21 protein-coding genes, 1 other RNA gene and 1 riboswitch are annotated in these 23081 nt (G+C 68.4%); of the genes, 7 read left to right on the plus strand and 15 right to left on the minus strand.

Annotated features, from left to right (window positions below):
- Positions 1-39: 39 nt before the first annotated feature.
- The 3 genes from MXC99_RS07375 to MXC99_RS07385 are packed head-to-tail and all read right to left on the minus strand — an operon-like array spanning position 40 to position 4750.
- Complete coding sequence (locus MXC99_RS07375; protein WP_247724835.1) at positions 40-1491, minus strand: efflux transporter outer membrane subunit; 1452 nt, start codon at positions 1489-1491, stop codon at positions 40-42.
- Complete coding sequence (locus MXC99_RS07380; RefSeq protein WP_247724836.1) at positions 1488-3467, minus strand: MacB family efflux pump subunit; 1980 nt, start codon at positions 3465-3467, stop codon at positions 1488-1490. Before MXC99_RS07380 ends, MXC99_RS07375 begins: the two co-directional genes overlap by 4 nt.
- Positions 3464-4750, minus strand: a complete 1287-nt coding sequence (locus MXC99_RS07385; RefSeq protein ID WP_247724837.1) for an efflux RND transporter periplasmic adaptor subunit — start codon at positions 4748-4750, stop codon at positions 3464-3466. Before MXC99_RS07385 ends, MXC99_RS07380 begins: the two co-directional genes overlap by 4 nt.
- A gap of 281 nt (positions 4751-5031) precedes the next feature.
- On the opposite strand from MXC99_RS07385, the gene MXC99_RS07390 reads away from it, so the two are divergent.
- Entirely contained in the window at positions 5032-5550 is a 519-nt protein-coding gene (locus tag MXC99_RS07390; protein WP_247724838.1) for a Fur family transcriptional regulator, read from the plus strand.
- A 172-nt stretch (positions 5551-5722) separates the two neighbouring features.
- Here MXC99_RS07390 and MXC99_RS07395 read toward each other — a convergent pair whose 3' ends face one another.
- From MXC99_RS07395 to MXC99_RS07450, 12 genes are all read right to left on the minus strand, one after another.
- The gene (locus MXC99_RS07395; RefSeq protein ID WP_247724839.1) at positions 5723-6139 is read right to left on the minus strand and encodes an ExbD/TolR family protein; all 417 of its coding nucleotides are present in this window, start codon (positions 6137-6139) and stop codon (positions 5723-5725) included.
- On the minus strand, positions 6139-6897 hold the full coding sequence (locus MXC99_RS07400; RefSeq protein WP_247724840.1) for a MotA/TolQ/ExbB proton channel family protein: 759 nt from the start codon (positions 6895-6897) through the stop codon (positions 6139-6141). Before MXC99_RS07400 ends, MXC99_RS07395 begins: the two co-directional genes overlap by 1 nt.
- 2 nt (positions 6898-6899) lie before the next feature.
- Positions 6900-7643 (minus strand): energy transducer TonB, encoded by a 744-nt coding sequence (locus tag MXC99_RS07405; protein WP_247724841.1) that lies wholly within the window; start codon positions 7641-7643, stop codon positions 6900-6902.
- Between the two features lie 123 nt (positions 7644-7766).
- Positions 7767-8246, minus strand: coding sequence for a bacterioferritin (gene bfr / locus MXC99_RS07410; RefSeq protein ID WP_247724842.1), 480 nt, complete (start codon positions 8244-8246; stop codon positions 7767-7769).
- Complete coding sequence (locus MXC99_RS07415; protein ID WP_247724843.1) at positions 8243-8482, minus strand: (2Fe-2S)-binding protein; 240 nt, start codon at positions 8480-8482, stop codon at positions 8243-8245. The genes bfr and MXC99_RS07415 overlap by 4 nt, the downstream gene beginning before the upstream one ends.
- A 41-nt stretch (positions 8483-8523) precedes the next feature.
- A complete protein-coding gene (hemP, locus tag MXC99_RS07420) occupies positions 8524-8730 on the minus strand; it encodes a hemin uptake protein HemP (RefSeq protein ID WP_247724844.1) in 207 nt (68 codons plus the stop codon).
- Positions 8731-8878: 148 nt separating this feature from the next.
- Complete coding sequence (locus tag MXC99_RS07425; protein ID WP_247724845.1) at positions 8879-9337, minus strand: hypothetical protein; 459 nt, start codon at positions 9335-9337, stop codon at positions 8879-8881.
- Positions 9324-10520, minus strand: coding sequence for an outer membrane protein (locus MXC99_RS07430; RefSeq protein WP_247724846.1), 1197 nt, complete (start codon positions 10518-10520; stop codon positions 9324-9326). Before MXC99_RS07430 ends, MXC99_RS07425 begins: the two co-directional genes overlap by 14 nt.
- Complete coding sequence (locus tag MXC99_RS07435) at positions 10517-12964, minus strand: EAL domain-containing protein (RefSeq protein ID WP_247724847.1); 2448 nt, start codon at positions 12962-12964, stop codon at positions 10517-10519. The genes MXC99_RS07430 and MXC99_RS07435 overlap by 4 nt, the downstream gene beginning before the upstream one ends.
- A 103-nt stretch (positions 12965-13067) precedes the next feature.
- The gene (locus tag MXC99_RS07440) at positions 13068-14447 is read right to left on the minus strand and encodes a malonyl-CoA decarboxylase (RefSeq protein ID WP_247724848.1); all 1380 of its coding nucleotides are present in this window, start codon (positions 14445-14447) and stop codon (positions 13068-13070) included.
- A 55-nt stretch (positions 14448-14502) separates the two neighbouring features.
- On the minus strand, positions 14503-15297 hold the full coding sequence (gene lgt, locus MXC99_RS07445) for a prolipoprotein diacylglyceryl transferase (RefSeq protein ID WP_247724849.1): 795 nt from the start codon (positions 15295-15297) through the stop codon (positions 14503-14505).
- A gap of 143 nt (positions 15298-15440) precedes the next feature.
- Positions 15441-16148, minus strand: a complete 708-nt coding sequence (locus MXC99_RS07450; protein WP_247724850.1) for a YceH family protein — start codon at positions 16146-16148, stop codon at positions 15441-15443.
- A 98-nt stretch (positions 16149-16246) separates the two neighbouring features.
- Here MXC99_RS07450 and ilvD point away from each other — a divergent pair, with 98 nt between their 5' ends.
- The 6 genes from ilvD to MXC99_RS07480 all read left to right on the plus strand — a co-directional run bounded on the left by ilvD (position 16247) and on the right by MXC99_RS07480 (position 23069).
- Entirely contained in the window at positions 16247-18097 is a 1851-nt protein-coding gene (gene ilvD / locus MXC99_RS07455; protein WP_247724851.1) for a dihydroxy-acid dehydratase, read from the plus strand.
- Between the two features lie 36 nt (positions 18098-18133).
- Positions 18134-18328 carry a hypothetical protein gene (locus tag MXC99_RS07460; RefSeq protein ID WP_107221774.1) on the plus strand — a complete coding sequence of 65 codons (195 nt, stop codon included), beginning with the start codon at positions 18134-18136 and terminating at the stop codon, positions 18326-18328.
- 4 nt (positions 18329-18332) lie between these two features.
- Positions 18333-18635, plus strand: a complete 303-nt coding sequence (locus MXC99_RS07465; RefSeq protein WP_247724852.1) for a cell division protein ZapA — start codon at positions 18333-18335, stop codon at positions 18633-18635.
- A gap of 110 nt (positions 18636-18745) precedes the next feature.
- Positions 18746-18929: non-coding RNA, 6S RNA (ssrS, locus tag MXC99_RS07470), on the plus strand.
- 174 nt (positions 18930-19103) lie between these two features.
- Positions 19104-20561, plus strand: a complete 1458-nt coding sequence (locus MXC99_RS07475; RefSeq protein WP_247724853.1) for a TrkH family potassium uptake protein — start codon at positions 19104-19106, stop codon at positions 20559-20561.
- Positions 20562-20891: 330 nt separating this feature from the next.
- Positions 20892-20978: riboswitch (cyclic di-GMP riboswitch) on the plus strand.
- Positions 20979-21092: 114 nt separating this feature from the next.
- The gene (locus MXC99_RS07480; RefSeq protein ID WP_247724854.1) at positions 21093-23069 is read left to right on the plus strand and encodes a hypothetical protein; all 1977 of its coding nucleotides are present in this window, start codon (positions 21093-21095) and stop codon (positions 23067-23069) included.
- Positions 23070-23081 lie beyond the last annotated feature (12 nt).

Below are 23081 nucleotides of genomic sequence, written 5' to 3' on the forward strand. Positions count from 1 at the left end.
CGTTGTTGCAACAGTGTGCAACAGTGCGCCCGGTGCGCTTCACTGTGCCTGCCAGCCGCCGCCCAATGCCCGGTAGAGGTCCACTGCGCCGCTCAGCCGCGCCAGGCGCAGCTGCACGAGCTGGTCCTGCGCGGCGAACAGCGTGCGCTGGGCGTCGAGCACGGCGAGCAGGCCGTCGGCACCTTCGCGGTAGCGCAGTTCCGACAGGCGCAGGCTGCGCCGGGCCTCGGCGAGAATTTCGTGCTGGGCGCTTTCCTGGCGGGCATCGCGGGCCGTATTGGCGAGGGCGTCCTCGACTTCCTTGAGTGCGGTGAGCACCGTTTGCCGATGGGCTTCGAGCAGTTCGCGCTGGCGCGAGCGCTGGATGTCGACGTCGGCGGCAAGGCGGCCGCCGTCGAAGATCGTCTGCAGCAGCGAGGCCGATAGCGACAGCACGCTGTTGCGCCCGGCCAGCGCCAGCAGCTCGGCGCTGCTGGTGGCGGCGCCGGCCGACAGGCTGATGGCGGGCAGCAGCGCGGCGCGTGCCGCGGCGAGGTTGGCGGCGGCGGCGGCAAGCGCGGCTTCGCTCGCGGCGATGTCGGGGCGGCGCAGCAGCAGTTCCGAAGGTAGTCCGGCATCGATGAGGGGGACGTGCAGCTCGGCGAGGCGGGCGCTGGCGGCGACGCCGGTCTGCGGCGTGCGCCCGAGCAGGATGGCCAGCGCCGAGCGGGTCTGGCGCAGCGAGACTTCGAGCGGCTCGATCGCCTTGCGCTGGGCAAGCACGGTGCTGCGCTGCTGGCTCAGCTCCAGGGCGGAGGCGGCGCCGTTGTCGTAGCGCGCGTGGACGACGCGCAGCACGCGCTCGGCGATCGCCAGGTTCTGGTGTGCGATGTCGATGCGCTCTGCCAGCGTCAGGCTCTGGAACCACAGGGTGGCGACGTTGGCCGCCATCGACAGGCGCGCGGCCTCGCGGTCGAAGCGGGTGGCGGCGAGTGCGGCGCGGCTGGCGTCGCGGCTGGCGGCCAGCCGCCCCCACAGGTCGATCTCGTAGCGGGCGTTGAGGCTGGCGCTGGTGGAGCCGGATTCGTCGCCTTCGGCATTCTGTACGCCGCTGCCGCCGCCGAGCGCCAGCGAGGGCAGCAGCGAGGCACCGGCCTGGCGCAGCGCCAACTCGGCCTGGACGACGCGCTCGGCCTGGATCCGCAGGTCGGGAGCCGAGGCCAGGGCTTCGGCGACCAGGGTGTCGAGTCGGGGCGAACCGAAGCTCTGCCACCAGGTGTCGGGGAGGCTCGCCGGGGCGCTGTCGGCGCGCTCGCTCCATGCGGTCGGCAGGGCAATGTCGGGACGCACGAGCGGTTCGGTAACAGCGCAGCCGCCGAGGGTGGCCGCAGCCAGCAGGCCGAGGGCGAGGCGACGGGCCGGGTGCGAACGCTTCCTCGCAAGGGTGCGGATGGAAACGGCCAGGGGGGGCGGTGGGGGAGGCGTGAGCATGTTGTGGAAAGCGGGTTTCATTCCGAGGCGAGCGCGACCACCGGGTCGAGGCGGGCGGCCTTGCGTGCGGGCAGGTAGCCGAACACCAGGCCGGTGAGGAAGGCGCAGCTGAAGGCGAGCACCACCGGGGCGAGCGAATACTGCACCGCGGTGCCGAAGCGGGCGATCAGGGCGGCGCTGCCGAGGCCGACGACGACGCCGATCAGCCCGCCCACCGCCGACACCACCAGGGCCTCGATCAGGAACTGCTGCAGGATGTTCTTCATGCGCGCGCCGGTGGCCATGCGGATGCCGATCTCGCGGGTGCGCTCGGTGACCGACACCAGCATGATGTTCATCACCCCGATGCCGCCCACCAGCAGCGAGATCGCCGCCACCGTGCCGAGCAGGATGGTGAGCGTGTTCTGCGTCTCCGACACGGTGTCGATCACCGAGGCCATGTTGCGGATCTGGAAGTCCTCGACGCCGTGGCGCGCCAGCAACAGGCTGCTCACCTCGGCCTGGGTGTCGTCGATGCGGGCGACGTCCTCCACGGCGACGGTGACGTTGCGCAGGAAGCGCTGGCCGGTGATGCGCAGGCTGGCGGTGGTGAAGGGCATGAAGACGACATCGTCCTGGTCCTGGCCCCAGGGGGTGGCGCCCTTCGGCGTCATCGTGCCGACGACCTGGAAGGGGATGTTGTTGACCAGGACGAACTGGCCGACCGCATCGCCGGCGGGAAACAGCGCCTTGGCCACGGTCTGGCCGAGCACGGCGACGGTGGCGTAGCGCGCCTCGTCCTCGGCGCTGAAGAAGGTGCCGCTGGCGGGCGCCCAGTTGCGCGCCAGAACGTAGTCGGCCGAGGTGCCGTTGACGCTGCTGCGGTGGTCGGTGTTGCCCGCGCGCAGGGTGATCGTGCCGCCCTGCTCGGGCACCGAGGCGAGCACGTTGGGCAGGGCCGCGATCGCGCGCACGTCCTCGATCACCAGCGTTGCCGGGGCATCGCGGCCGCGGGTGTTGGGCGCGCCGGGGCGCACGGTGAGGAGGTTGGTGCCCATCGCGCTGACCTGGTCGATGACCTTCTGCTTCGAGCCGTCGCCGATCGCCAGCATGGCGATCACCGAAGCCACGCCGATGACGATGCCGAGCAGAGTGAGGGTGGTGCGGAACAGGTTCGCGCGCAGTGCCCGCAGCGCGCTGCGGGTGGCTTCGAGGACGTCGGACAGGGGCGAAGTGCGGTCGACGTGCGGTGCGAAGTCGGGCTCGGGGCCGGGCGGCGGGCGCGGACCGGGGTCGGCGACGATGTGCCCGTCGCGGATCTCGATGATGCGGCTGGCCTGCTCGGCGACCTCGCGCTCGTGGGTGATGAGGATGATCGTGTGGCCGGCCGCGGACAGCTCGCCGAGCAGCTTCATGACGTCGGCGCCGCTCTTGCTGTCGAGCGCGCCGGTGGGCTCGTCGGCGAGGATGATGCGCCCGCCGTTCATCAGCGCGCGTGCGATCGACACGCGCTGCTGCTGGCCGCCGGAGAGCTGGCCGGGGCGGTGCGCGCTGCGCTCGGCCAGGCCGAGGGTGGCGAGCAGGTGTTCGGCGCGGGCGTGGCGTTCGGCGCGCGGCATGCCCGAGTAGATCGCCGGCACTTCGACGTTGTCGCGCGCGCTGGCGCCGCCGATCAGGTTGTAGCTCTGGAACACGAAGCCGAAGGCCTCGCGGCGCAGGCGGGCGAGGCGGTCGCGGTCGAAGCCGGCGACGTCCTCGCCCATGAAGCGGTAGTGGCCGGCGGTGGGCCGGTCGAGGCAGCCGAGGATGTTCATCAGCGTCGACTTGCCCGAGCCCGAGGCGCCGACGATGGCGACGAACTCACCGGGGTAGATGGCGAGGTCGATGCCGTGCAGCACGCGGGTCTCGATCTCGCCGTTGATGAAGCTGCGGGTGATGCCGGCGAGCTCGATCAGCGGAGTCGCCGCCGGCGCCGGTGGCGCTGCGTCCGCGGCGCTCGGAAACGATTCGCGCTTCATAGCCGGGGTGTCCTCTGCGGACGGGCGTCGGCGGCGCCGGCGGTCAGCCCGGAGACCACGCGTTCGCCTTCGGCCAGACCCGACAGCACCTGGGCCTGGACGCGGTTGGAGACCCCGAGTTCAATGTTGCGCTCCTCGAGTGTGCCCTGCGCGCCGACGACCTTGACCGTTCCTCTGGCCGCAGTGGCGGATGGGACGGTTGCGCCCGGGCGGGAACCGCCCCGTCCGCTGCCCGGGCCGCCGGCGCTGGCGCGCGGACCGGCCTGCGCCGGGTGCGCGGCGCCCTGGGCGAGCGCCGCCATCGGGATCAGCAGCGCGTCTTCGGCCTTCGCGACGACGAAGAACACCTGCGCGGTCATCTGCGTCATCAGCCGGCCGTCGGCGTTGGGGACGTCGAACAAGGCGTTGTAGAGCACGACGTTGTTGGTCACGGTGGGGGTCGGCTCGATCTTTTCGAGCTTCCCGTACCAGCGCTTGCCGCTGCCGCCGAGGGTCGTGAAGTAGGCTTCCATGCCCAGCTTGAGGCGACCGATGTCGGCCTCGGAGACCTGGGTCTGGACCGTCATCGTGCTCAGGTCGGCGATGCGCATCACCACCGGGGCCTGCTGGTTGGTGTTCAGGGTCTGGCCCTGGCGGGCGGTGATCGACACCACCGTGCCCTTCATCGGCGACAGAATGCGGGCGTACTGGAGGTTGGCTTCGTCGGCGCGCAGGGTCGATTCGATCTGCTCGATCTGGGCGTGCAGGGCCTCGAGCTGGGCGGCGGCCGACTGCGCCGTGGCTTCGGCGGTCTGCAGGCTTTCCGCGGTGGTGGCGTCTTCGGCGATCAGCGCCTGCTGGCGGCGCAGCTGGATGCGGGCGAGCGCGAGCTGGGCTTCACGGTCCTTGAGCTGGGCGCGCAGGTTGCCCAACTGGGCGCGGGAGGCGTCCACCCGGGCACGGTAGACGGTGGGGTCGATGTCGGCGAGCGGCTGGCCTTCCTCGACTTCGCTGCCCACTTCGACGTGGATCCGCTCGAGCTGGCCCGAAACCTGGGCGCCGACATCGACGTAGTCGCGCGGCTGTAGCGTGCCGGTGGCGGTGACCACGTCCTCCACCGTGCCGCGCTGGACGCTGGCGAACTGGTAGGCGGCGAGCGGTTCACGCTCGCCGAAGAGATGCGGCCAGGCCAGCCAGGCGATGGCGGCCAGAATTGCTGCGGTGGCCGCCAGCAGCGCCCGGCGCCAGCGCGGTGCGGCGGGACGGGAAGGAATGGGGCGGGAAGAGGAGGGGACGGTGTTCATCGTGGTCCGGAAGTGATGCCGGGGAGGCGGTGGAATGCTCGAGAGCCGTATGCCGGGCCGTGCGTTGAACTGCTCGTCGGCCTGCCCGACTCCGGTGAGCATAGCCGCAGGAGGGCTGGCGTTTTGTATCGGAATGCAGACCGCGGCGGAGGGGAAGGGGTTCTCACGGTGCTGCGCATTGACAGGAGCCGATGCGAAGGTTCAGCATTAGACATAATCCGAAAAACAACCGGCAGGCCATGCAGCTGCAGCCAGGCCGGCTCCACGCCACTGTGAATCAGATGAATCCCTATTTCGCCACCGATGCCACTGCCGATTCCGCCGGCGCAGATTCTCCTCTGGATGCCGCGGCCGGTATTGCCATTGCCGAGGGCGTCGATTGCACCGCCGACGCCATTGCCTGCCTGCGCCGCGCGGGGGTGCCCGTGACCCAGCAGCGGGTCGAGATCGCCCGCGTGCTGTTCGAAGCTCCGGTGCACCTGTGCGCCGAGCAGGTGTGGGACCGCGTACGGGAACGCACGCCGGAAACTTCGCGCGCCACCGTGTACAACACGCTGCGCCTGTTTACCGAGCTGAAGCTGATCCGCGAGCTCAGCGTCGACCCTCAGCGCATGTTCTACGATTCGACCACGGCGCCGCATTTCCATCTGTACAACGTCGATACCGGTGAGCTCCGTGACCTGGCCGAGGACGAGCTGACCGTGCTCGGTCGCCCGCGCCTGCCGGAAGGGGTCGAACTGCAGGAGATCGACGTCGTCGTCCGGGTGCGCAGCCGGCCGGGGCACACGGCGCGCGCCTGAGCGGCGGGCGGGGCGACTCCGTCCGCGCGACTGTGCTCCGTCCGCCGCAGGGCAGGCGAGGCCCAGGCGGGCATCACTGAAGCAGGCATCACCGAATGCGACGAGGGGCGTCCCAGCGATGGCGGCGCCCCTCGTCGCGTTCGGCGGCGGATTTTCCCGCGCTCGTCGGCGCTCAGGGCTCCGGTACGGTGATGAAGCCCATTTTCTCGACGCCGGCGTTGCGCGCTTCGCTCATCACTTCGGCGATCACTTCGTAGCGCGTGCCGCGGTCGGCGCGCAGGTGCAGTTCGGGTTGCGGCATGCGGGCGGCGGCAGCAGCGAGGCGGGCGGGCAGCGCGGCCTTGTCGAGCGCCTCGTTGTTCCAGTACAGCTTGCCGGCCTCGTCGAGGGCGAGGGTGACGGTTTCGGGCTTTTCCGGGTTCGGTGCGCTGGACGCCCGGGGCAGATCGATCTTGACCGAATGGGTCAGCAGTGGTGCGGTGATCATGAACACGATCAGCAGCACCAGCATGACGTCGATCAGCGGCACCATGTTGATGTCGCTCTGCAGCGGGCGGGTGTCGCCCTGGTCGAATCCACCGAAGGCCATCACGCCGCTCCGCTGGCGGGGAGCGCCGCGGCTGCGGCGGCGGCCGGCGCCTCGTGGCCCGCGGCGAGCGGGGCGATGCGCGAGCCGGTCGAGAACCAGGCGTGCAGATCGTGGGCGAAGGCGTCGAGCTCGGACAGTTCGACGCGGTTGGCGCGGGTGATGGCGTTGTAGGCGAGCACCGCGGGAATGGCGACGAAGAGGCCGAAGGCGGTCATGATCAGGGCTTCGCCGACCGGGCCGGCGACCTTGTCGAGCGTGGCCATGCCGGAGACGCTGATGTTGACCAGCGCGTGGTAGATCCCCCACACCGTGCCGAACAGGCCGATGAACGGGGCGGTGGAGCCGATCGAGGCGAGCACGGTGAGACCGGACTCGAGCGCCGCGGTCGACAGCGCGATCGACTTGCGCAGCGCGCGGGTGATGACTTCGTCGGCGTCGAGCTTGCCTCCCAGGGTGTCGCCGCGGGTGTGGCGGCGGACGTGCTGGGCGGCGGCGGCGCCTTGCTGGGCGAGCGCCTCGAAAGGCGATTCCGGCGCCTGGAGCTGCAGCCGGTGCAGCCCCGATTCGAGGTCGGGCGCGGCCCAGAACGCTTCCACCGCGCCGGCATGGCGGCGGGCGCGCAGCTGGCGCAGCAGGCGGGCGAGGATGAGGTACCAGCTGGTGACCGACATCAGCAGCAGGGCGAGCGCCACGGCGCGGATGAGGGTGTCGGACTGCCCCCACAGGTGGGCGAGGCCGAAGGCCTGTGAACTCTCCATGTTCAGCTTCCTTGCAGTTTGAAAACGATGGGAACGAGGACCCAGGCCTCGACCGCCTGTTCGCCCCGACGTGCGGGGACGAAACGCCAGCGGGCGACGGCGTCCTGGGCTGCGCGGTCGAGGCGTTCGGAGCCCGACGTGGTGCGCAATTCGATGCGAGCCGGCAGTCCATCGGCCGACACCAGCACGCGCAGCATCACCTGGCCTTCCTCGCGCATGCGCCGTGACAGCATCGGGTATGCGGGGGCGGGGTTGTTCAGATAGGCGGCGTCGAAGCGGGCCGCGGTGAGCGGCGCCGGCGCGGCAGCAGGCGCCGCACGGGGGGCTGCCGCCGGGGGGAGCGGAGCGGGCTCGGCGGCCGGGGGCGGAGCGGCCTCGGTGATCTGGGGCGGCGCGGCCGGGGATTCGGTCACCGGTGCCGGTGGCGGGCGCTTGGCGAGCGGCTTGGGGCGCGGCTTCGGTGGTGCCGGCTTCGGTGGCGTCGGCTCGGGGCGCTGCACCTTGGGCGGCGGCTCGGGGGCGGGAGCGACAGCTGGTTGGGGCTCGGCCTGCGGGGCAGCGATCAGGGCCACCTGCACCGGCATCGGCTCCGGCAGCTCGATCTTGTTCATGCCGAAGTGGACCAGGGCGCCGAGCGCGGCGGCGTGGACGAGGGCGACCAGGCTGGCGAGCGCGATCCGTCCCGGCGTCCGTGCGGCCAGGCGCACGCCGGGACGGCGTGCAGCGACGGTGCCCGGGGGCGGCATCAAGGTCTGGTTGGGGCGTGTGGCGGGGGGAGGATAAAGCGGCAAGTTCGGAAGAGCGTGAGCGGCAGGGTGCATGGGGGCGGATGAAGGACGGCCCCGTTGCCGGGGCCGCGGGTCATGGATTCAGGATGCGCCGTGCTCCATCTGGGACTGCAGGTAGTTCTGCAGGCCGACGCTGTCGATCAGGCCGAGCTGGGTCTCGAGATAGTCGATGTGCTCTTCGGTATCTTCGAGGATGTGCTCGAACAGCTCGCGGGACACGTAGTCGCGACAGGATTCGCAATAGGCGACCGCTTCGAGCAGGCTGTCGCGCCCGCCTTGTTCGAGCTTGAGGTCGCCCTGCATGCACTCGGCGACGTTTTCGCCGATCAGCAGCTTGTTCAGGTTCTGCAGGTTGGGCAGGCCTTCGAGGAACAGGATGCGCTCGATCAGCGCATCGGCGTGCTTCATTTCCTCGATGGATTCCTCGTATTCGTGCTTGCCGAGCCGCCCGAAGCCCCAGTTCTTGTACATGCGGGCATGGAGGAAGTACTGGTTGACCGCGGTGAGTTCGATGGTGAGTTGCCTGTTGAGGAACTGGATGACTTTCTTATCGCCTTTCATGATGCCTCCAGAGCAAGGGACTGCGAGGAACCGGCGTGTACCGTATGCACCGCCGGGGCCGGTCTGGGCGGCTCGCACAGCGCTGCGCGCAGGCAATCCTGGGCGCAGCGCGCGCAGCGACCGCACTCCGCGCTGACCCCGAGCTGGTGGCGCAGGTGGCGCAGAGAGGTGGCGCCGGCGCGAACGGCCTGGTCGATCTGGCGTTCGGTCACCGCGTTGCACACACAGACATACATAGTCTAGCCTCGTTCTCGAGTCCTGCCCCGGTATGGGGCGATTACTTGGTCAGGATCAGCTTGCCGCTGCGGGTGGCGCGCAGCACGTAGCGGCTGCCCTCATGCTCGATCGCCACCGCCCTGCGGCCGGCGAGCAGGCTCCGGCTGTCGAGGGCGTTCTCCTGGAAGTCGGAAGGGGCGGCTTCGAGGGGCGCCGGCGTGCAGCCGGGCGGGGACGACGGGTGAGGCGTCGGCGGCGATGCAGTCATGGCGATTGTTTTCAATAATAGGAATGATTCGTATTAGAGCACAAGGCCGGCAAGAGGGCAACTGCACGCAGCCGCCTGCGCCCGGCAAGGCGCGCAGCGGGTGCGGCAGGCGGATCGGGGGCGAGCCGAGGGGCGCAGCGGCGGGCGTCTACTCGAGCCGCAGGAGGATGTGCAACTGCGGGCTGTCGGCGGCCTCCAGCGGCAGGTAGGCGATGGCGCCGGGAATCTCGCCGAGCAGGCGGCGGGCGGCGGCGACGTCCGCCGCTTCGCGCGGAGGCTGGGCACGGCCGGTGAACACCAGGCGCGACCAGTAGGCACGGATCTGGCTCGGATTCTTGCCGGTCAGCCCGAGGTAGAAGCGGTCGCGCTCGGCGCCGGCCGGCAGGTCGATGAGTTGCACCGCGGTGCCGTCGGACAGGTTGCTGCGCCGGCCGAGGTAGAGCTGCTCGGCGGTATCGCGGTCGAGCGCGGTGACCGGCCCGGTGGCGGCGCTCACCAGCGCGAGCGGAGTCTGGGCGTGGCTGCCCGGTGCCGGGGCGCAGGCGAGCACGGCGGTCAGCGCCAGCCGGAGCCCCCAACGGTGAAAAACGTGCTCAGAAAACGACATCGACGGACAGGCTCAGCAGATTCATCGAGCGCTCGTCCAGCCCCGGCGCGAAGGCGTCGCCGCGCGGGATGAAGGAGCCGAATGCGCCGCGGTCGGTGCGGACATGGGTGAACTCCGCCTTCAGCGCCGTGTGGGGCGTGAAATCCCAGCGCAGGCCGGCGGTGACGCTGCGCTGGGCCTGGTTGCGGGAGCGGTTGAAGCCGTCGATGAGGCCGCCCAGCTCGGGGTAGGTGGCGGCCAGCCCGGCAGGCAGCAGGGTCCGGTCCTGGTGCTGGCGGGCGAGGCCGAAATAGGGCGTGAGGCGGCCATCGCGATAGCCCGCCATCAGGTAGACGCCACGGGCGCTGTTGGAAAAGCGCGCGGCGGTGTTGCGGGCGATTTCACCGCTCAACAGCCAGCGGCCGTCGTCCCACTGGAAACCGATCGAACTGAAGCTCGCGTGTGCGCCGCTGCCGCTCATCCGCTCCCGGAGCGATGGCGGCAGATTGGCGGCGAAATCGCGGAACTCGGCCGAGTCGCGGTGGACGGCGAGGTGGGCGACGGCATGCCCGGCGCTCAGGGTCAGGGGGCCGCGGTCGTACATCAGGCTGATGCCGCGCAGCCGGCTGAGCCGGGCTTCGCCGCCGCCGATCACCGGCGTGCGGCTGGCGCCGACGTAGGGGTGGACTTCGAGGTTGCCCGCGCCCAGGCGGGTGCGGTAGAGGAGGTCGGCACCGTCGAGATCGGGGAACGGATTGAGGCCATAGACCTCGACCGGCGGCCGCACCCAGGGGCGGCTGTAGTTGATGTCGATCGAGTCGGAGAGCATGAAGAACGGCGTGCGCAGGCGCCCGATGCGGGCGCTCAGCTCGGGACCGAGCTGGTGGCTGAGGAAGGCGAGTGCGGCGCGTGGGCGGTAGTCGTTGCGCGGCGTTTCACGCGTAACCAGCTGCAGTACGGCGGTGTTTCTTTCGTCCAGGCGGATTCCGGCCTGGAGGCCGAGGATGGAGTCGGGGCCGGTGTCCGGGTTGTGTCCGCCGGGGGCGTCGGTGCCGATGCGGGCGAAGCGCAGGTCGTCGCTGCGGGTGTAGACCGCGCCCAGGGTCGCAAACCCGGAAAACTGCCAGTCGAGCGCCTGCGCCGCGGCGGCGGGGGCGTGCACGGCCGTGAGCAGGATGGCGGCCAGTAGTGGGGTGCGGTTCATGCCGGGATTTCTCCGAATTCCTGCTGCAGCCGCAGGAAGGTGCGTGCGCGGTCCTGTGGGCGCGAGAACAGGTAGCCCTGGCCGTAATCGCACCCCAGTTCGCGCAGGATGTCGTGCTGGGCTTCGCTTTCGATGCCTTCGGCCACCACTTTCATGCCCAGGTCGTGGGAGAGCTCGATGCTGTGGCGCACGATCGCGAGCAGGCGGGAGTCTTCGGTGAGCGAGCGGACGAAGGAGCCGTCGAGCTTGATCTGGTCGCAGGGAATGGTGTGGAGGTAGCTCAGGGTGGAGTGGCCGGTGCCGAAGTCGTCGATCATGATTTCGATGCCGGCTGCGCGCAGGGCGTGCAAGGTCTGGCGTGCAGGCCCTTCGGGGTGGGCGAGCAGGCTTTCGGTGACTTCGAAGCGGATCGCGGGGCGCTCGATGCCGGCGCGGTCGATGGCCTCCAGCAACTCGTGGGCCAGCTGCGGGCGCGCCAGCTGGCGGGCGGAGAGGTTGACGCTGACGCGCGGCACGGCGGCAGCGCCGAGGCGCCGCTGCCAGTCGCGGACGTCTTCGCACACGGTGCGCAGCACCACCATGCCGAGGTCGTGGATGAGGTCGAGGGTTTCGGCCAGCGGAATGAATTCGGCCGGGGAGAGCAGGCCGTGATTCGGGTGCGGCCAGCGCACGAGCGCTTCAAAGCTGCGCGTGCGCGCGTCGGCGAGGTGGACGATCGGCTGGTAATGCACCGCGAGGCCGCCATGGGCGAGCGCCCAGCGCAGATCGGCCTCGATCTGCAGCGTGCGCACGGCCTGGCCGTGCATCGAGGTGTGGAAGAACTCGACCGCGGAGGTCTCGCTGCGGCGGGCCTTGTGCAGGGCGTTGTCGGCGTCGCGCAGCAGGGCTTCGGCGTCCTCGCGCCCGTCCGTGGAGAGAACGATGCCGATGCGGCAGTGCGGATGGACGATGCGGTCGCTGGAAGGGGGGGCGAACGCCGGCAGGGTGGTCAGCCGTTCGGCGATGCGCAGCGCCTCGCTGGAGTCGCCGACCCCGTTCAGGAGCAAGGCGAACTGGTCGCCGCCGACGCGGGCGCAGACATCGCCCGCGCGCATGCGCAGGGTGATGTGCTCGGCGATCCGGCGCAGCAGCTCGTCGCCGACGGCGTGGCCGTAGCTGTCATTGACCAGGCTGAAGCGCTCGATGTTGATCGCCAGTACCGCGAGCGGATGGCCGTCGCCGCGCAGGTGCTGGGCGAGGGCGCGATCGACGTGCTCGATGAAGAGTGCCCGGTTGGGCAGGCCGGTGAGGCCGTCGTGGAGCGCGTCGTGCAGCAGCTGCTGCTCGGCGCGCTTGCGCACGTCGATGTCGCTGAGCGAGCCGGCCATGCGGTTGGCATTGCCGTCGGGGCCCCGGCGGGCGACCCCGCGGGTCAGCACCCAGCGGTAGCGGCCATCGGGCAGACGTACGCGGTGCTCTAGCATGAACTGGGTGTTGAGGCCTTTCAGGTGCTGGGCCATGCGCTCGCGGTAGGACGCGAGATCGTCGGGGTGGAGCAACTCGAGGAAGGCTTCGGGCCGGCTCGGCATGGCGCTGGGCGGGAGGTCGAGGATCTGGCAGAAGCGGTCGGAAAAATAGGCGCTGCGGGCGGGGATGTCCCAGTCCCACAGGCCGTCGTTGGCGCCGTGGAGGGCCATCGCGTAGCGCTCTTCGCTGCTTTTGAGGCAGGAGGCGGTGTGCTGCAGCTCGCTGACGCGGCGCTGCAATGTCGCGGCCATGATGTTGAAGTGGCGGGCGATGACGGCGAACTCGTCGTCGCCGCGGACCGAGACCCGGTGGTCGAGGTGGCCGTCGGCGATCGCCCGGCTGCCGGCGAGCAGGCTGCGCAGGTTGTGGGTCAGGAGGTAGCCGATCGCCGAGAGCAGGATGAAGGTCAGCACGATTTCGGCGAGGGCGATCATCAGCCCTTGCTCCATGATCGCGCGACGGGCTTCGGTGAGCACCGAGATCGAGATCCCGAACTGGAGGAAGCCGACTTCGTTTTTCGGCAGCAGCAGGGGGCGGCGGATGTGGATCAGGTCGTCTGCGCGCAGGCGTTCGAGAAAGCCCCGCCGCATCTCGTCGGGCTCGGGCAGGTGGGTCATGTAGGGCAGTCCGGAATGAACCAGTAGACGGTCGCCGGGAGCGACGATGCGAACGTAGATCAGGCCTTCGCCGGAGTCGGCGAGCAGTTCGCCGAGGACGTCCTGCAGTTCGCCGTAGTTCTCCTGCTCGCCATAGGCGGTGGCCATTGCCAGCAGCATGCTGGCATTCTGGGTGATGGTGGTGTCGAGGCTGGCCGAGAGTGCGTTGTTCATCAGGCGCACGCTGTTGGCCAGGAGCACGCTGAGAAGCACGACCTGGACTACGGTGCTTGCCAGCAGGAGGCGGAAGCGGATCGATGAATGCCGGAACGGGATGTGCATGCGTGGTGGATGTGCCCTGGGGGTATGCGGCCGTCTCTCGGCCGGCGGGGTTCGATCGGGGGTGCTTTCGCGTCCAGCGCCCTCTTGCCCGTGCGGCCGGACTTTAGCGCCGTGCCAGCCGCCTGACCGCGGTGGAGGCGTCGATCCGGCCTTCGCTGGCGAAGGCTTCGACGTTGGTTTCGATGCGCTCGGGGTCGTAGAGGTAATTGACCATCAGGCCCCAGGACTGGGCGAACCCTTTGGGCGAGGTGTCGGCGAGCCAGTTCAGGCGCTCGACGCGGGCGCCGTTGCCGAGGTGGAAGCGGGCGACGGCGTCGGTCGGGCGCTCGTCGCGCCGGGCTTCGAGCAGGTAGCGCGCGGCCAGGCGCAGGAGCACGTCCTGAAGCGCGGCGGCGAGCGCCGCGTCATCGGCCCAGGCGCCGCCGTCGAGGCGTTCGAGGAGCGCGGCGGTGTCGTCCGCGGGGAGGCCGGCGGTGGCCAGGCGTTTGGCGTCGGCCGGGGTGATGGCCGCGGCGAGCGCGTCGGGGTGGCGCCGGGCCCAGCGCGCGAGGCCGGGAATCGGCGACAGGGTGGCGAAGACGTGGAGGCGGGGAAAGTCGCGCTTGAGGTCGTCGATCACCCGCTTGAGCAGGAAGTTGCCGAAGGAGACACCGCGCAGGCCGGGCTGGGTGGCGCTGATCGAGTAGAAGATCGCGGTGGTCGCCTTCGCCGTGTCGGACAGCGGGGCCTCGATGTCGAGCAGGCGCTGGACGTCGTCGGCGAGTTCTTCGAGGAGCGCGACCTGGACGAAGATCAGCGGCTCGAGCGGCATCCGCGGGTGGAAGAACGCGTAGCAGCGGCGGTCGGAATCGAGCCGGTTCTTGAGATCCTGCCAGGACTGGATCTCGTGCACCGCCTCGTAGCCGACCAGTTTTTCGAGCAGGGCGGCGGGTGAATTCCAGGTGATGCGCTGCAGTTCGAGGAAGCCGACGTCGAACCAGGCCGACAACCGGGTCTCGAGTTCGCGGTCGAGCGGCTTCAGCGCGGGGTCGTCGGCGAGGTAGCGCAGGAGGTCGGCGCGCAGATCGACGAGGAACTTGACTCCCTGCGGAATGGCGTTGAACTGGGTGAGGATGCGCAGCCGGCGCGAACGCATCGCCGCCCGCAGGCGGGCCTCGGCATCCCATTGTGCCGGTGTGCCGACCGCAGCCTGGTAGGCTTCGTGGGCGTTGGCGACCTGCGCCGGATCGGGGCCGAATTCGTGCGCGATGATGCGCAGGAAGCCGTGGCGCTGGGCGTCGTCCAGATGCAGGTAGGTATCGGCCAGGCGTGCCGCGCGCAGCCGGGTCGAGACTTCGCCGCCGCGCCCTTCGGCGCATTCCTGCAACTGGCGGCGGATGTGCTCGGGGTCTTTCGCGACGGTTTCCCGGCCCAGGTGGGCGGCGTTGGCCACCAGTTCGCGCACTTTGGACAGGCTGCGCGAAACCAGTCCGGATCCCGTCATCGATGTCTCCCCGCTCAAGTGCCTGGTGTGTGGTCTTGCCCCGTTATTGCCGCCATCATAGCGTGCGCGTGCGGTGCGTGTCAGCGAGCAGCGCGGCGCCGGCGAGCACCATCGGCAGGCACAGCCACTGCGCGGTCGATAGACCCAGCGCGAGGGTGCCGAAAATGCCCGGATCGGGGGTGCGGAAGAACTCGGCGGCAAAGCGCAGGCTGCCATAGCCGATCAGGAAAACGGCCGATACCGCACGCAGCGGGCGCGGGCGGGCGGCATAGAACCACAGGATTGCGAACAGCAGCAGACCTTCTCCGGCGGCCTGGTAGAGTTGCGAGGGGTGGCGCGGGACGGCGTCCACCCAGGGGAAAACCATCGCCCAAGGCAGGTCCGCCGCCATCGGCCGGCCCCACAACTCGCCGTTGATGAAGTTGCCGATGCGCCCGGCGGCCAGCCCGGTCGGCACCAGCGGCGCGATGAAATCGGTGACCTGCCAGAAACCCTTGGCGTGCTTGCGCCCATACCACCACATCGCCATCAGCACGCCGAGAAAGCCGCCGTGGAAACTCATCCCGCCCTTCCACACGGCGAGGATCTCGCCGGGGTGGGCGAGGTAGTAGGCAGGCTGGAAGAACAGCACTTCGCCCAGGCGTCCGCCCACGATCACGCCGATCACGCCGTACAGCAGCAGGTCGTCGATCGCCTGTGCGTTCCAGCCGAGTTCGGGCCGGCGGCGGGCGTGGGCGCGGCCGAGGACGACAAAAAGGATGAAGCCGGCGAGGTACATCAGCCCGTACCAGCGCACCGAGAGCGGGCCGAGCGAGAAGGCGACGGGGTCGAATTGGGGGTGGACCAGCATCGGTACGGATTCCTTGGAGAGCGGCGGGCCCGCGGCGCAGGCGGGTTGCAGGGAGCCGGTTCGAGTCGATCGTCGGCGCCGGAGTTCGCCGTGGCCGGGGCAGCCGTGTTCCGCCGGGCGGGGGGCGGGCGGCGGGATCGGGGTCAGTCGAACTGGCGGCGGAAAGTATCGAAATCGTGGCGCAGGGTCTCGAGCGTCGCCCGCAGTGCGCGCACTTCGTCTTCCAGTTCGGCGATCCGGCCGCGCCCGCCGCCGGCGGCGCCCTGGGCCTCGGCCATCTCCTGCACCGCGGCGTCGCCGCCGAGCAGATGAACGTGGCGGGTTTCCTTGGTACCGGGGGCGCGCGGCAGCGCGGTGGCGAGCGGGGGATATTTTTCCGCCAGATGCTCCAGCACCGCTTCCACCGCGGCGACGTCGTCGAAGCGGTGGAGGCGCTCGCAGCGCTGGCGCAGCTCGCCCGCGGTCTGCGCGCCGCGCAGCATCAGGATCGCGAGCACCGCCTGCTCGGCCGGCGGCAGCGAGTGGCGCAGGCGCACGAGGTGCTCGTATTTGGCGACGCGGGCGCTGGCCTGGTCGCGTTTCGATACCAGGCGGCGTGCGATCAGGCGGTCGACGGCCGCCTGCACTTCGGCCTCGGACAGGTTCATTACCGGCTCGCGCGCGGTGAGCTGGTTGCAGCCGGTGGTGATGGCGTTGATCGATAACGGGTAGGCATCGGGGGTGATGAAGGATTTCTCGATCAGCGCGCCGAGCACGCGAACCTGCGCAGGGTCGAGGTCGAAGCCGGCTTCCGGCGCGGGCGCATCGGAACGAAGGGGGGCGGAGTCGGCTGCGGGCAGAGGAACGTGCATGAGGGCTCCTGGCGGATGACGAGATCCGGGATGATACGCATGCTTCGCGGTGCGCGTTAGAATCGCTTTCTTTCCCGCAGATTTCCCGGAGCGCCGTCATGCCCCAGTATCGTTCCCGCACTTCCACCGCCGGCCGCAACATGGCTGGAGCGCGCGCGCTGTGGCGCGCCACCGGCATGAAGGACGGCGACTTCGACAAGCCGATCATCGCCATCGCCAACAGCTTCACCCAGTTCGTGCCCGGCCATGTGCATCTGAAGGACCTCGGCCAGCTCGTCGCGCGCGAGATCGAGGCCGCCGGCGGCGTCGCCAAGGAATTCAACACCATCGCCGTCGATGACGGCATCGCCATGGGCCACGGCGGGATGCTGTACTCGCTGCCTTCGCGCGAGCTGATCGCCGACAGCGTCGAGTACATGTGCAACGCCCATACCGCCGATGCGCTGGTGTGCATCTCGAACTGCGACAAGATCACGCCGGGGATGCTGATGGCCGCGCTGCGCCTGAACATCCCGGCGATCTTCGTCTCCGGCGGGCCGATGGAAGCGGGCAAGGTGAAATGGGAAGCGAAGGTGATTTCGCTCGATCTCGTCGATGCGATGGTCAAGGCCGCCGACAAGAGCTGCTCGGACGAGGAAGTCGACGCCATCGAGCGCTCGGCCTGTCCGACCTGCGGTTCGTGCTCGGGGATGTTCACCGCGAACTCGATGAACTGCCTGACCGAAGCGCTCGGCCTGTCGCTGCCGGGCAACGGCACCACGCTCGCCACCCACGCCGACCGCGAGCAGCTGTTCCGCCAGGCCGGGCGCACCATCGTCGAGCTCGCCCGGCGCTGGTACGAACAGGACGACGCCGCGGTGCTGCCGCGCTCGATCGCCAGCTTCGAGGCCTTCGAGAACGCGATCAGCCTCGACGTGGCGATGGGTGGCTCGACCAACACCGTGCTCCACCTGCTCGCCGCCGCGCGCGAGGCCGGGGTCGATTTCACGATGAAGGACATCGACCGCATCAGCCGCCGCGTGCCCTGCCTGTGCAAGGTCGCGCCCGCGGTCGCCGACGTGCATATCGAGGACGTGCATCGTGCCGGCGGCATCATGTCCATCCTCGGCGAACTCGACCGCGCGGGGCTGCTGCACGCCGATCTGCCGACCGTGCACAGCGCCTCGATGGCCGAGGCGCTGAACAAATGGGACATCAAGCGGACCCGTGACGAGGCCGTGCACACCTTCTTCCGCGCCGCGCCCGGCGGCGTGCCGACCCAGGTCGCCTTCAGCCAGGACCGCCGCTGGAAGGAGCTCGACACCGACCGGGAAGGCGGCATCATCCGCGACCAGGCGCACGCGTTCACCGCCGACGGCGGGCTCGCGGTGCTCTACGGCAATATCGCCGAGAAGGGCTGCATCGTGAAGACCGCCGGCGTGGACGAGTCGATCTGGACCTTCACCGGCCGCGCCCGCGTCTATGAGAGCCAGGAGGACGCGGTCGAAGGCATCCTCGGCGAGCAGGTGCAGGCCGGCGACGTCGTCGTGATCCGCTACGAAGGCCCGAAGGGCGGCCCCGGCATGCAGGAAATGCTCTATCCGACTTCCTACCTGAAGAGTCGCGGCCTCGGCGCGCAGTGCGCGCTGCTGACCGACGGCCGTTTTTCCGGGGGTACGTCCGGCCTGTCGATCGGCCATGCTTCGCCGGAGGCGGCCTGCGGTGGCGCGATCGCCCTGGTCGAGGACGGCGACATGATCGAGATCGACATCCCGAACCGGCGCATCCACCTTGCCGTCTCCGACGAGACGCTCGCCGCGCGCCGTGCCGCGATGGTGGCGAGGGGCAGCGCGGCGTGGAAGCCGCTCAGCCGCCAGCGGCTCGTTTCCGCCGCACTGCAGGCCTACGCTGCGCTGACCACTTCGGCCGACACCGGTGCGGTGCGCGACGTCGGCCAGCTGCAGCGCTGATTGACCCCCGATCCAGCCCTTACTACCATCGCCGCCATGGACACCGAACTCGCGCAACTCGAAGCCCAGCTCGAGCAACTGATCAGCCTCTATGACCGCCTCAAGGCCGACAACGCCGAGCTGCGCGGACGCGTTGCGCGGCTGGAAGCCGAAAATCGCCAGCTCTCGGACAAGGTCCGGCTTGCCGCCGACCGCATCGAAGCCCTGCTCGACCATCTGCCGGAGGCCTGAAACCGTGTCGATCGACCATCTGGACGTGACGCTGCTGGGGAAGGAGTACCGGGTTTCGTGCACGCCCGAGAGCCGCGAGGACCTGCTCGCGACCGTAGCGTATCTTGACGACAAGTTCAGCGAACTTGGAGCGAAAACGCATTCTTCCGGCGAAAAACTCGCGGTCATGACCGCGCTCAACATCGCCCACGAGTTCCTTCAGTATCAGCGCGGCAACGGGTTTGACATGCCGGGCGTGAAGCGTAGAATCGGGCTCATGAAAGCGCGCCTCGACGGGGTGCTGGCCCAGCAGGAAAAGCTCTTCTGAGTCGTCTGGTCCATCCCTCGAAACGGGCGCGGCTTCGGCAAAACAACGATAATTCGCTGTGTGCGCTGGCCGGAAGAGCATCTTCCGGCCAGCGCAAGACGGCAACGATCAATCCCCTGCAGTGTTCGTCGAAGTCGTAGATTCCTTGAACCAATAGTCGAAAGACTTGGTTGCCGACCATCGATGCCGCTGGTGTGAACGCCCCCTCGCGGGTGATCCTGAAGCGGAAGGAACGCGACCTCCCTGAACCCCAGGTTCAGGATGCCCGGCGGAGACGGCACAGGCGGGGGACCTCACCCGGAAAGGGCGCGATGAGCGATCATCGCGCCCTTTTTTCGGCTGTCAGGCAGAGCGGACCCCGGTGTTGCGCTGCAAAATCTTTACGCCATCTTAATGCGCGAAGGCATAGCATCCGCGGCGTTTTCATGACCCCCGCGGCTGCCGTTACCGGCGGTCGCCGTTGCCGCAATGCAAGTCTATCTTCCGGTCATTGGTGCGCTGGGTCTGGTGCTGATGCTGTTCGGGCTGGTGATGGGCTTCCCGCTTGCGGTGTCCTTCGCCCTCGACGATGGTGCCACCGCGGCCTATGACCTGGCTCTTTTCGCCACGTTCGCCTGCGGGTTGGTGATGTGGGCGGCCGGGCGCGGCACGCGGCGCGACCTTCATGTGTCGGACGGCTTTTTGCTGGTGGCTTCGACCTGGCTCGCGGTGCCGGTGTTCGGTGCCTTGCCGCTGATGTTCTATCTGCCCGGACTGTCCTTCACCGACGCCTATTTCGAGGCCGCTTCCGGTCTGACCACCACCGGCGCGACCGTGCTCAGCGGGCTCGATGCGCTGCCGGTGTCGATCAACCTGTGGCGCACCTTCATGCATTGGATCGGTGGCATGGGCGTGATCGTGCTGATGGTCGCGGTGCTGCCGCTGCTGGGGATCGGCGGGCGGGAGATGTTCAAGGCCGAGGCGCCGGGCCCGATGAAGGAGTCCAGGTTGACACCGCGGATCGCCGAAACCGCGAAAGGTCTGTGGATGGTCTATGCGCTGCTGACGCTGGCCTGCGGCGTGGCGCTGTGGGGCGTCGGCATGCCGCCCTGGGAGGCGGTGATCCATGCCTTCTCGATCATGGGGCTGGGCGGGTTTTCGAGCAGGGACGCGAGCCTCGGCGGCTTTGGCAGCCTGTCGATCGAACTGGTGACGATGCTGTTCGCGCTGCTGGCCGGGATCAACTACGCCACCCATTACCTTGCGCTGATGCGGCGTAGCGCGCAGGCCTATGCCAACGATCCTGAGTTGCGCTGGTTTTTCGGTGTCCTCCTTTTTACCGTCGTTTTTCTCACTGCCTATCTGTTCGGGGTGGGGGCTTACACCGAGTTGCCGACGGCACTGCGCCATGTCGCCTTTCATGCGATTTCCCTTGCCACCTCGCTCGGCCTGGCCGCTTACGATTACGCTGCATGGCCGATGTTCGCTCAGGTCTGGATCCTCTTTCTGGGCAGCTTCGCCGCCTGTTCGGGGTCCACCGGTGGCGGCATCAAGATGATGCGCGCGATCATCCTGTACAAGCAGGTGTATCGCGAAATTGCCCGTGCGCTGCATCCGAATGCGGTGCTGCCGCTGCGCCTCGGCCGCCAGCCGGTCTCCGACAACGTGCTGCATGCGGTGCTCGCCTTCGGCTTCATGTACATGGTCAGCATCGTCTCGCTGACCTTGCTGCTGGCCGCCAGCGGGCTGGACTTGCTCACTGCCTTTTCGGGCGTCGTCGCCTGTCTCAACAATACCGGCCCCGGGCTGGCCGAGGTCGGGCCGGCGGGCAATTATCAGGGGCTGAGCGATTTTCAGACCTGGGTGCTGAGCTTCGCGATGATCCTTGGGTGCCTGGAGATCTTCACCCTGCTGGTGGTATTGACGCCGACCTTCTGGCGTCGCTGAGCGTATCGGGCCGGAAGCGGCGGCCGACCCCGTCCGGGTGCGGATCAATATGCATGAATCACGTGAATTCAATTGCAGGATTTCATCTCTGCCATTGTCCGGCCATCTGGAATATCTTCACATGATGAAAATTTATTTTTCCTGATTGACAATGCATTTCGCGAATGCGCTATAGATTTTGATTTGCGAATTGCTTAAGAATGTCAATGGTATTGTGGCGGGTTTTCTGTAAAAAATATTTTCACGGCAGTCATCCCTCCGGGCAAAAGGCTAAGGTTCGCCCCCGATTTTGCCGTAATGGCACATACGGTCGAGATACGCTTCCGATCGTCCTGAAAAGGGTAAACCCGTCGAAAGGCGGGGACGCAAAGTCACCGGTTTAAAAGGCTTCGGCCTCATGACAGCGGGACTGCCAGGTTATGAAAATCCGGGCGGATCGAGAGATCCGCGCCGCGTCACCTGTTCGCCGCGCCTGGGCGCGGAGTCTGCAGTACTCCCTGTCGTGTCGAGAGTTTTACAGGGAGTAATGCAATGAAATCGACCACCACCACAAACATGGTGCGCCGCCGCACAAGCCGGCTGGCGCGCCTGGCCGGCGCCGCTTTCTTCACCGCGCTGCTGGCGTTGTCATCCGCGCCCATGGTTGCGGCCGCGCCCGTGGTGACGGCCGAGGGCAGTGAAGCCGCACCCGACTCCGTGCGGATTTCCGAGGTCGTGCGCGCCGCCGAACAACTGACCGAGTCCCTCCCGGGGCTGCATGCCCGGTATCGCGCCGCATCCGCCCGGGAACAGGCCGCACGGCTCGATGAACTGGCCGCGGCGGTCGCGCAGCGCAAGGCCCTCCTGACCGAACTCATCGAGAACGACCCCGCCGCCGCACTGCAGCTCGTCCTCACGCCCGGCGCGCGCGCCGGCATGCCTTCCCAAGTGCAGGATGCCCTCGAGCGGCATGTGGAACTGGAGGGTGAACTGGAAGTGTTCTATGAAGAGTACCCGAACCATAAGGCCCGCCTGAGCAATTACCTCCGTACTTCCCTGGGCGAACGAATTGCCCTCCACTTCAAGGCCCAGCCCCCGGGGCTGGTGAGCGGCACCCAGGTTCGCGCCAAAGGGGTCCTGCTCGATCGCGTAATGGCCCTGGAGTCGGGTGATGGCAGCCTGATCCTGGCCGCCAAGGGGGGGGCGAAGGGCGGCAGCAATGGCGGGACGCCGGCACCGGGGCCGAGCGCGATGGGGGAGCACCGAACCCTGGTCGTGCTGGTGAACTTTCAGGACAACCCGATCCAGCCCTACTCCCCCGATTTCGCGAAAACCGTACTGACGACGACGAACGAGTATTTCCTGGAAAATTCGCAGCAGCAGATGTGGTTGAACACCGACGTCGCGGGCTGGTTCACGATCGCCAACAGCTCCAGCGTGTGTGACTACTGGACGATTGCCGCCCAGGCCCAGGACGCCGCTTCGGCGGCGGGCTACGATCTGTCCGCCTATACGCACCTCGTCTATGCCTTTCCCCAGATTGCCTGCGGCTGGTGGGGGCTGTCGTCGGTGGGGGGCAGCCCGTCGAACACTTGGATCACCGGGGAACTCAAGATCGGGGTCACGGCGCACGAGCTCGGCCACGCCATCGGCCTGTTCCATTCGCATTCGCTCGAGTGCGGTGCCGACACGCTCGGGACGACCTGTACGACTTATGAATACGGCGATCAGATGGACATGATGGGCTCCTCGAGCGCCGGCCACTACAACGCTTTCCAGAAGGAGCGTCTGGGCTGGCTGAACACTTCGGCGTCGCCGGAAATCACGACCGTCACCGGTGACGGCGTGTTCACGCTCGAACCCTACGCGGCCGGCGGAACCGGGCCGAAGGCGCTCAAGATTCCGAAAGCCATCGATCCGGTGACCGGGCAGCAGACCTGGTACTACGTCGAGTTCCGCCAGGCCGTGGGCTTCGACCGCGTGCTCGCCGGCAACACCAACGTCCTCAACGGGGTGCTGATCCATACCGCGACGGACGGCAACGGCAACAGCGTCAATCTCCTCGACATGACACCGAATAGCGGAAGCTCGGCGTACTGGGACTGGAAAGACCCCGCGCTGACGGTCGGCGGAACGTTCGAGGATCCGGCCACCGGGGTGAGCATCACCGCGGACGCGGTGTCCGCAACCCAGGCGCTGGTTACGGTGCGCTTTGGCGCAGGGGCCTCCGCTCAACTGGCCGCAACCGGCGCGACGAGCCAACCGAGCTACCTGCGGGGCCAGACCGTTTACCTGAGCGCGAACGTGAGTGCCGGCGGCGTTCCGGTGGCCGGCGCCACGGTGTCCTTCACCGTGACCAAGGCCAACGGTTCGCAGGTCAAAGGCAGCGCGACGACCGGAAGCGATGGCAAGGCCTTGTACCAGTTCCAGCTCAAGAAACCGGACCCCGTCGGCACCTATCAGGCGGGCATGGTCGCGGCGCTCAACGGACAGTCCGCAGCCACCGCCGTCGCCTTCAAGGTTCAGTAAGCCGCACCGTCC

Origin of the sequence: Thauera aromatica (assembly GCF_023093595.1) — a bacterium.
Classification (GTDB): Bacteria; Pseudomonadota; Gammaproteobacteria; order Burkholderiales; family Rhodocyclaceae; genus Thauera; species Thauera aromatica_A.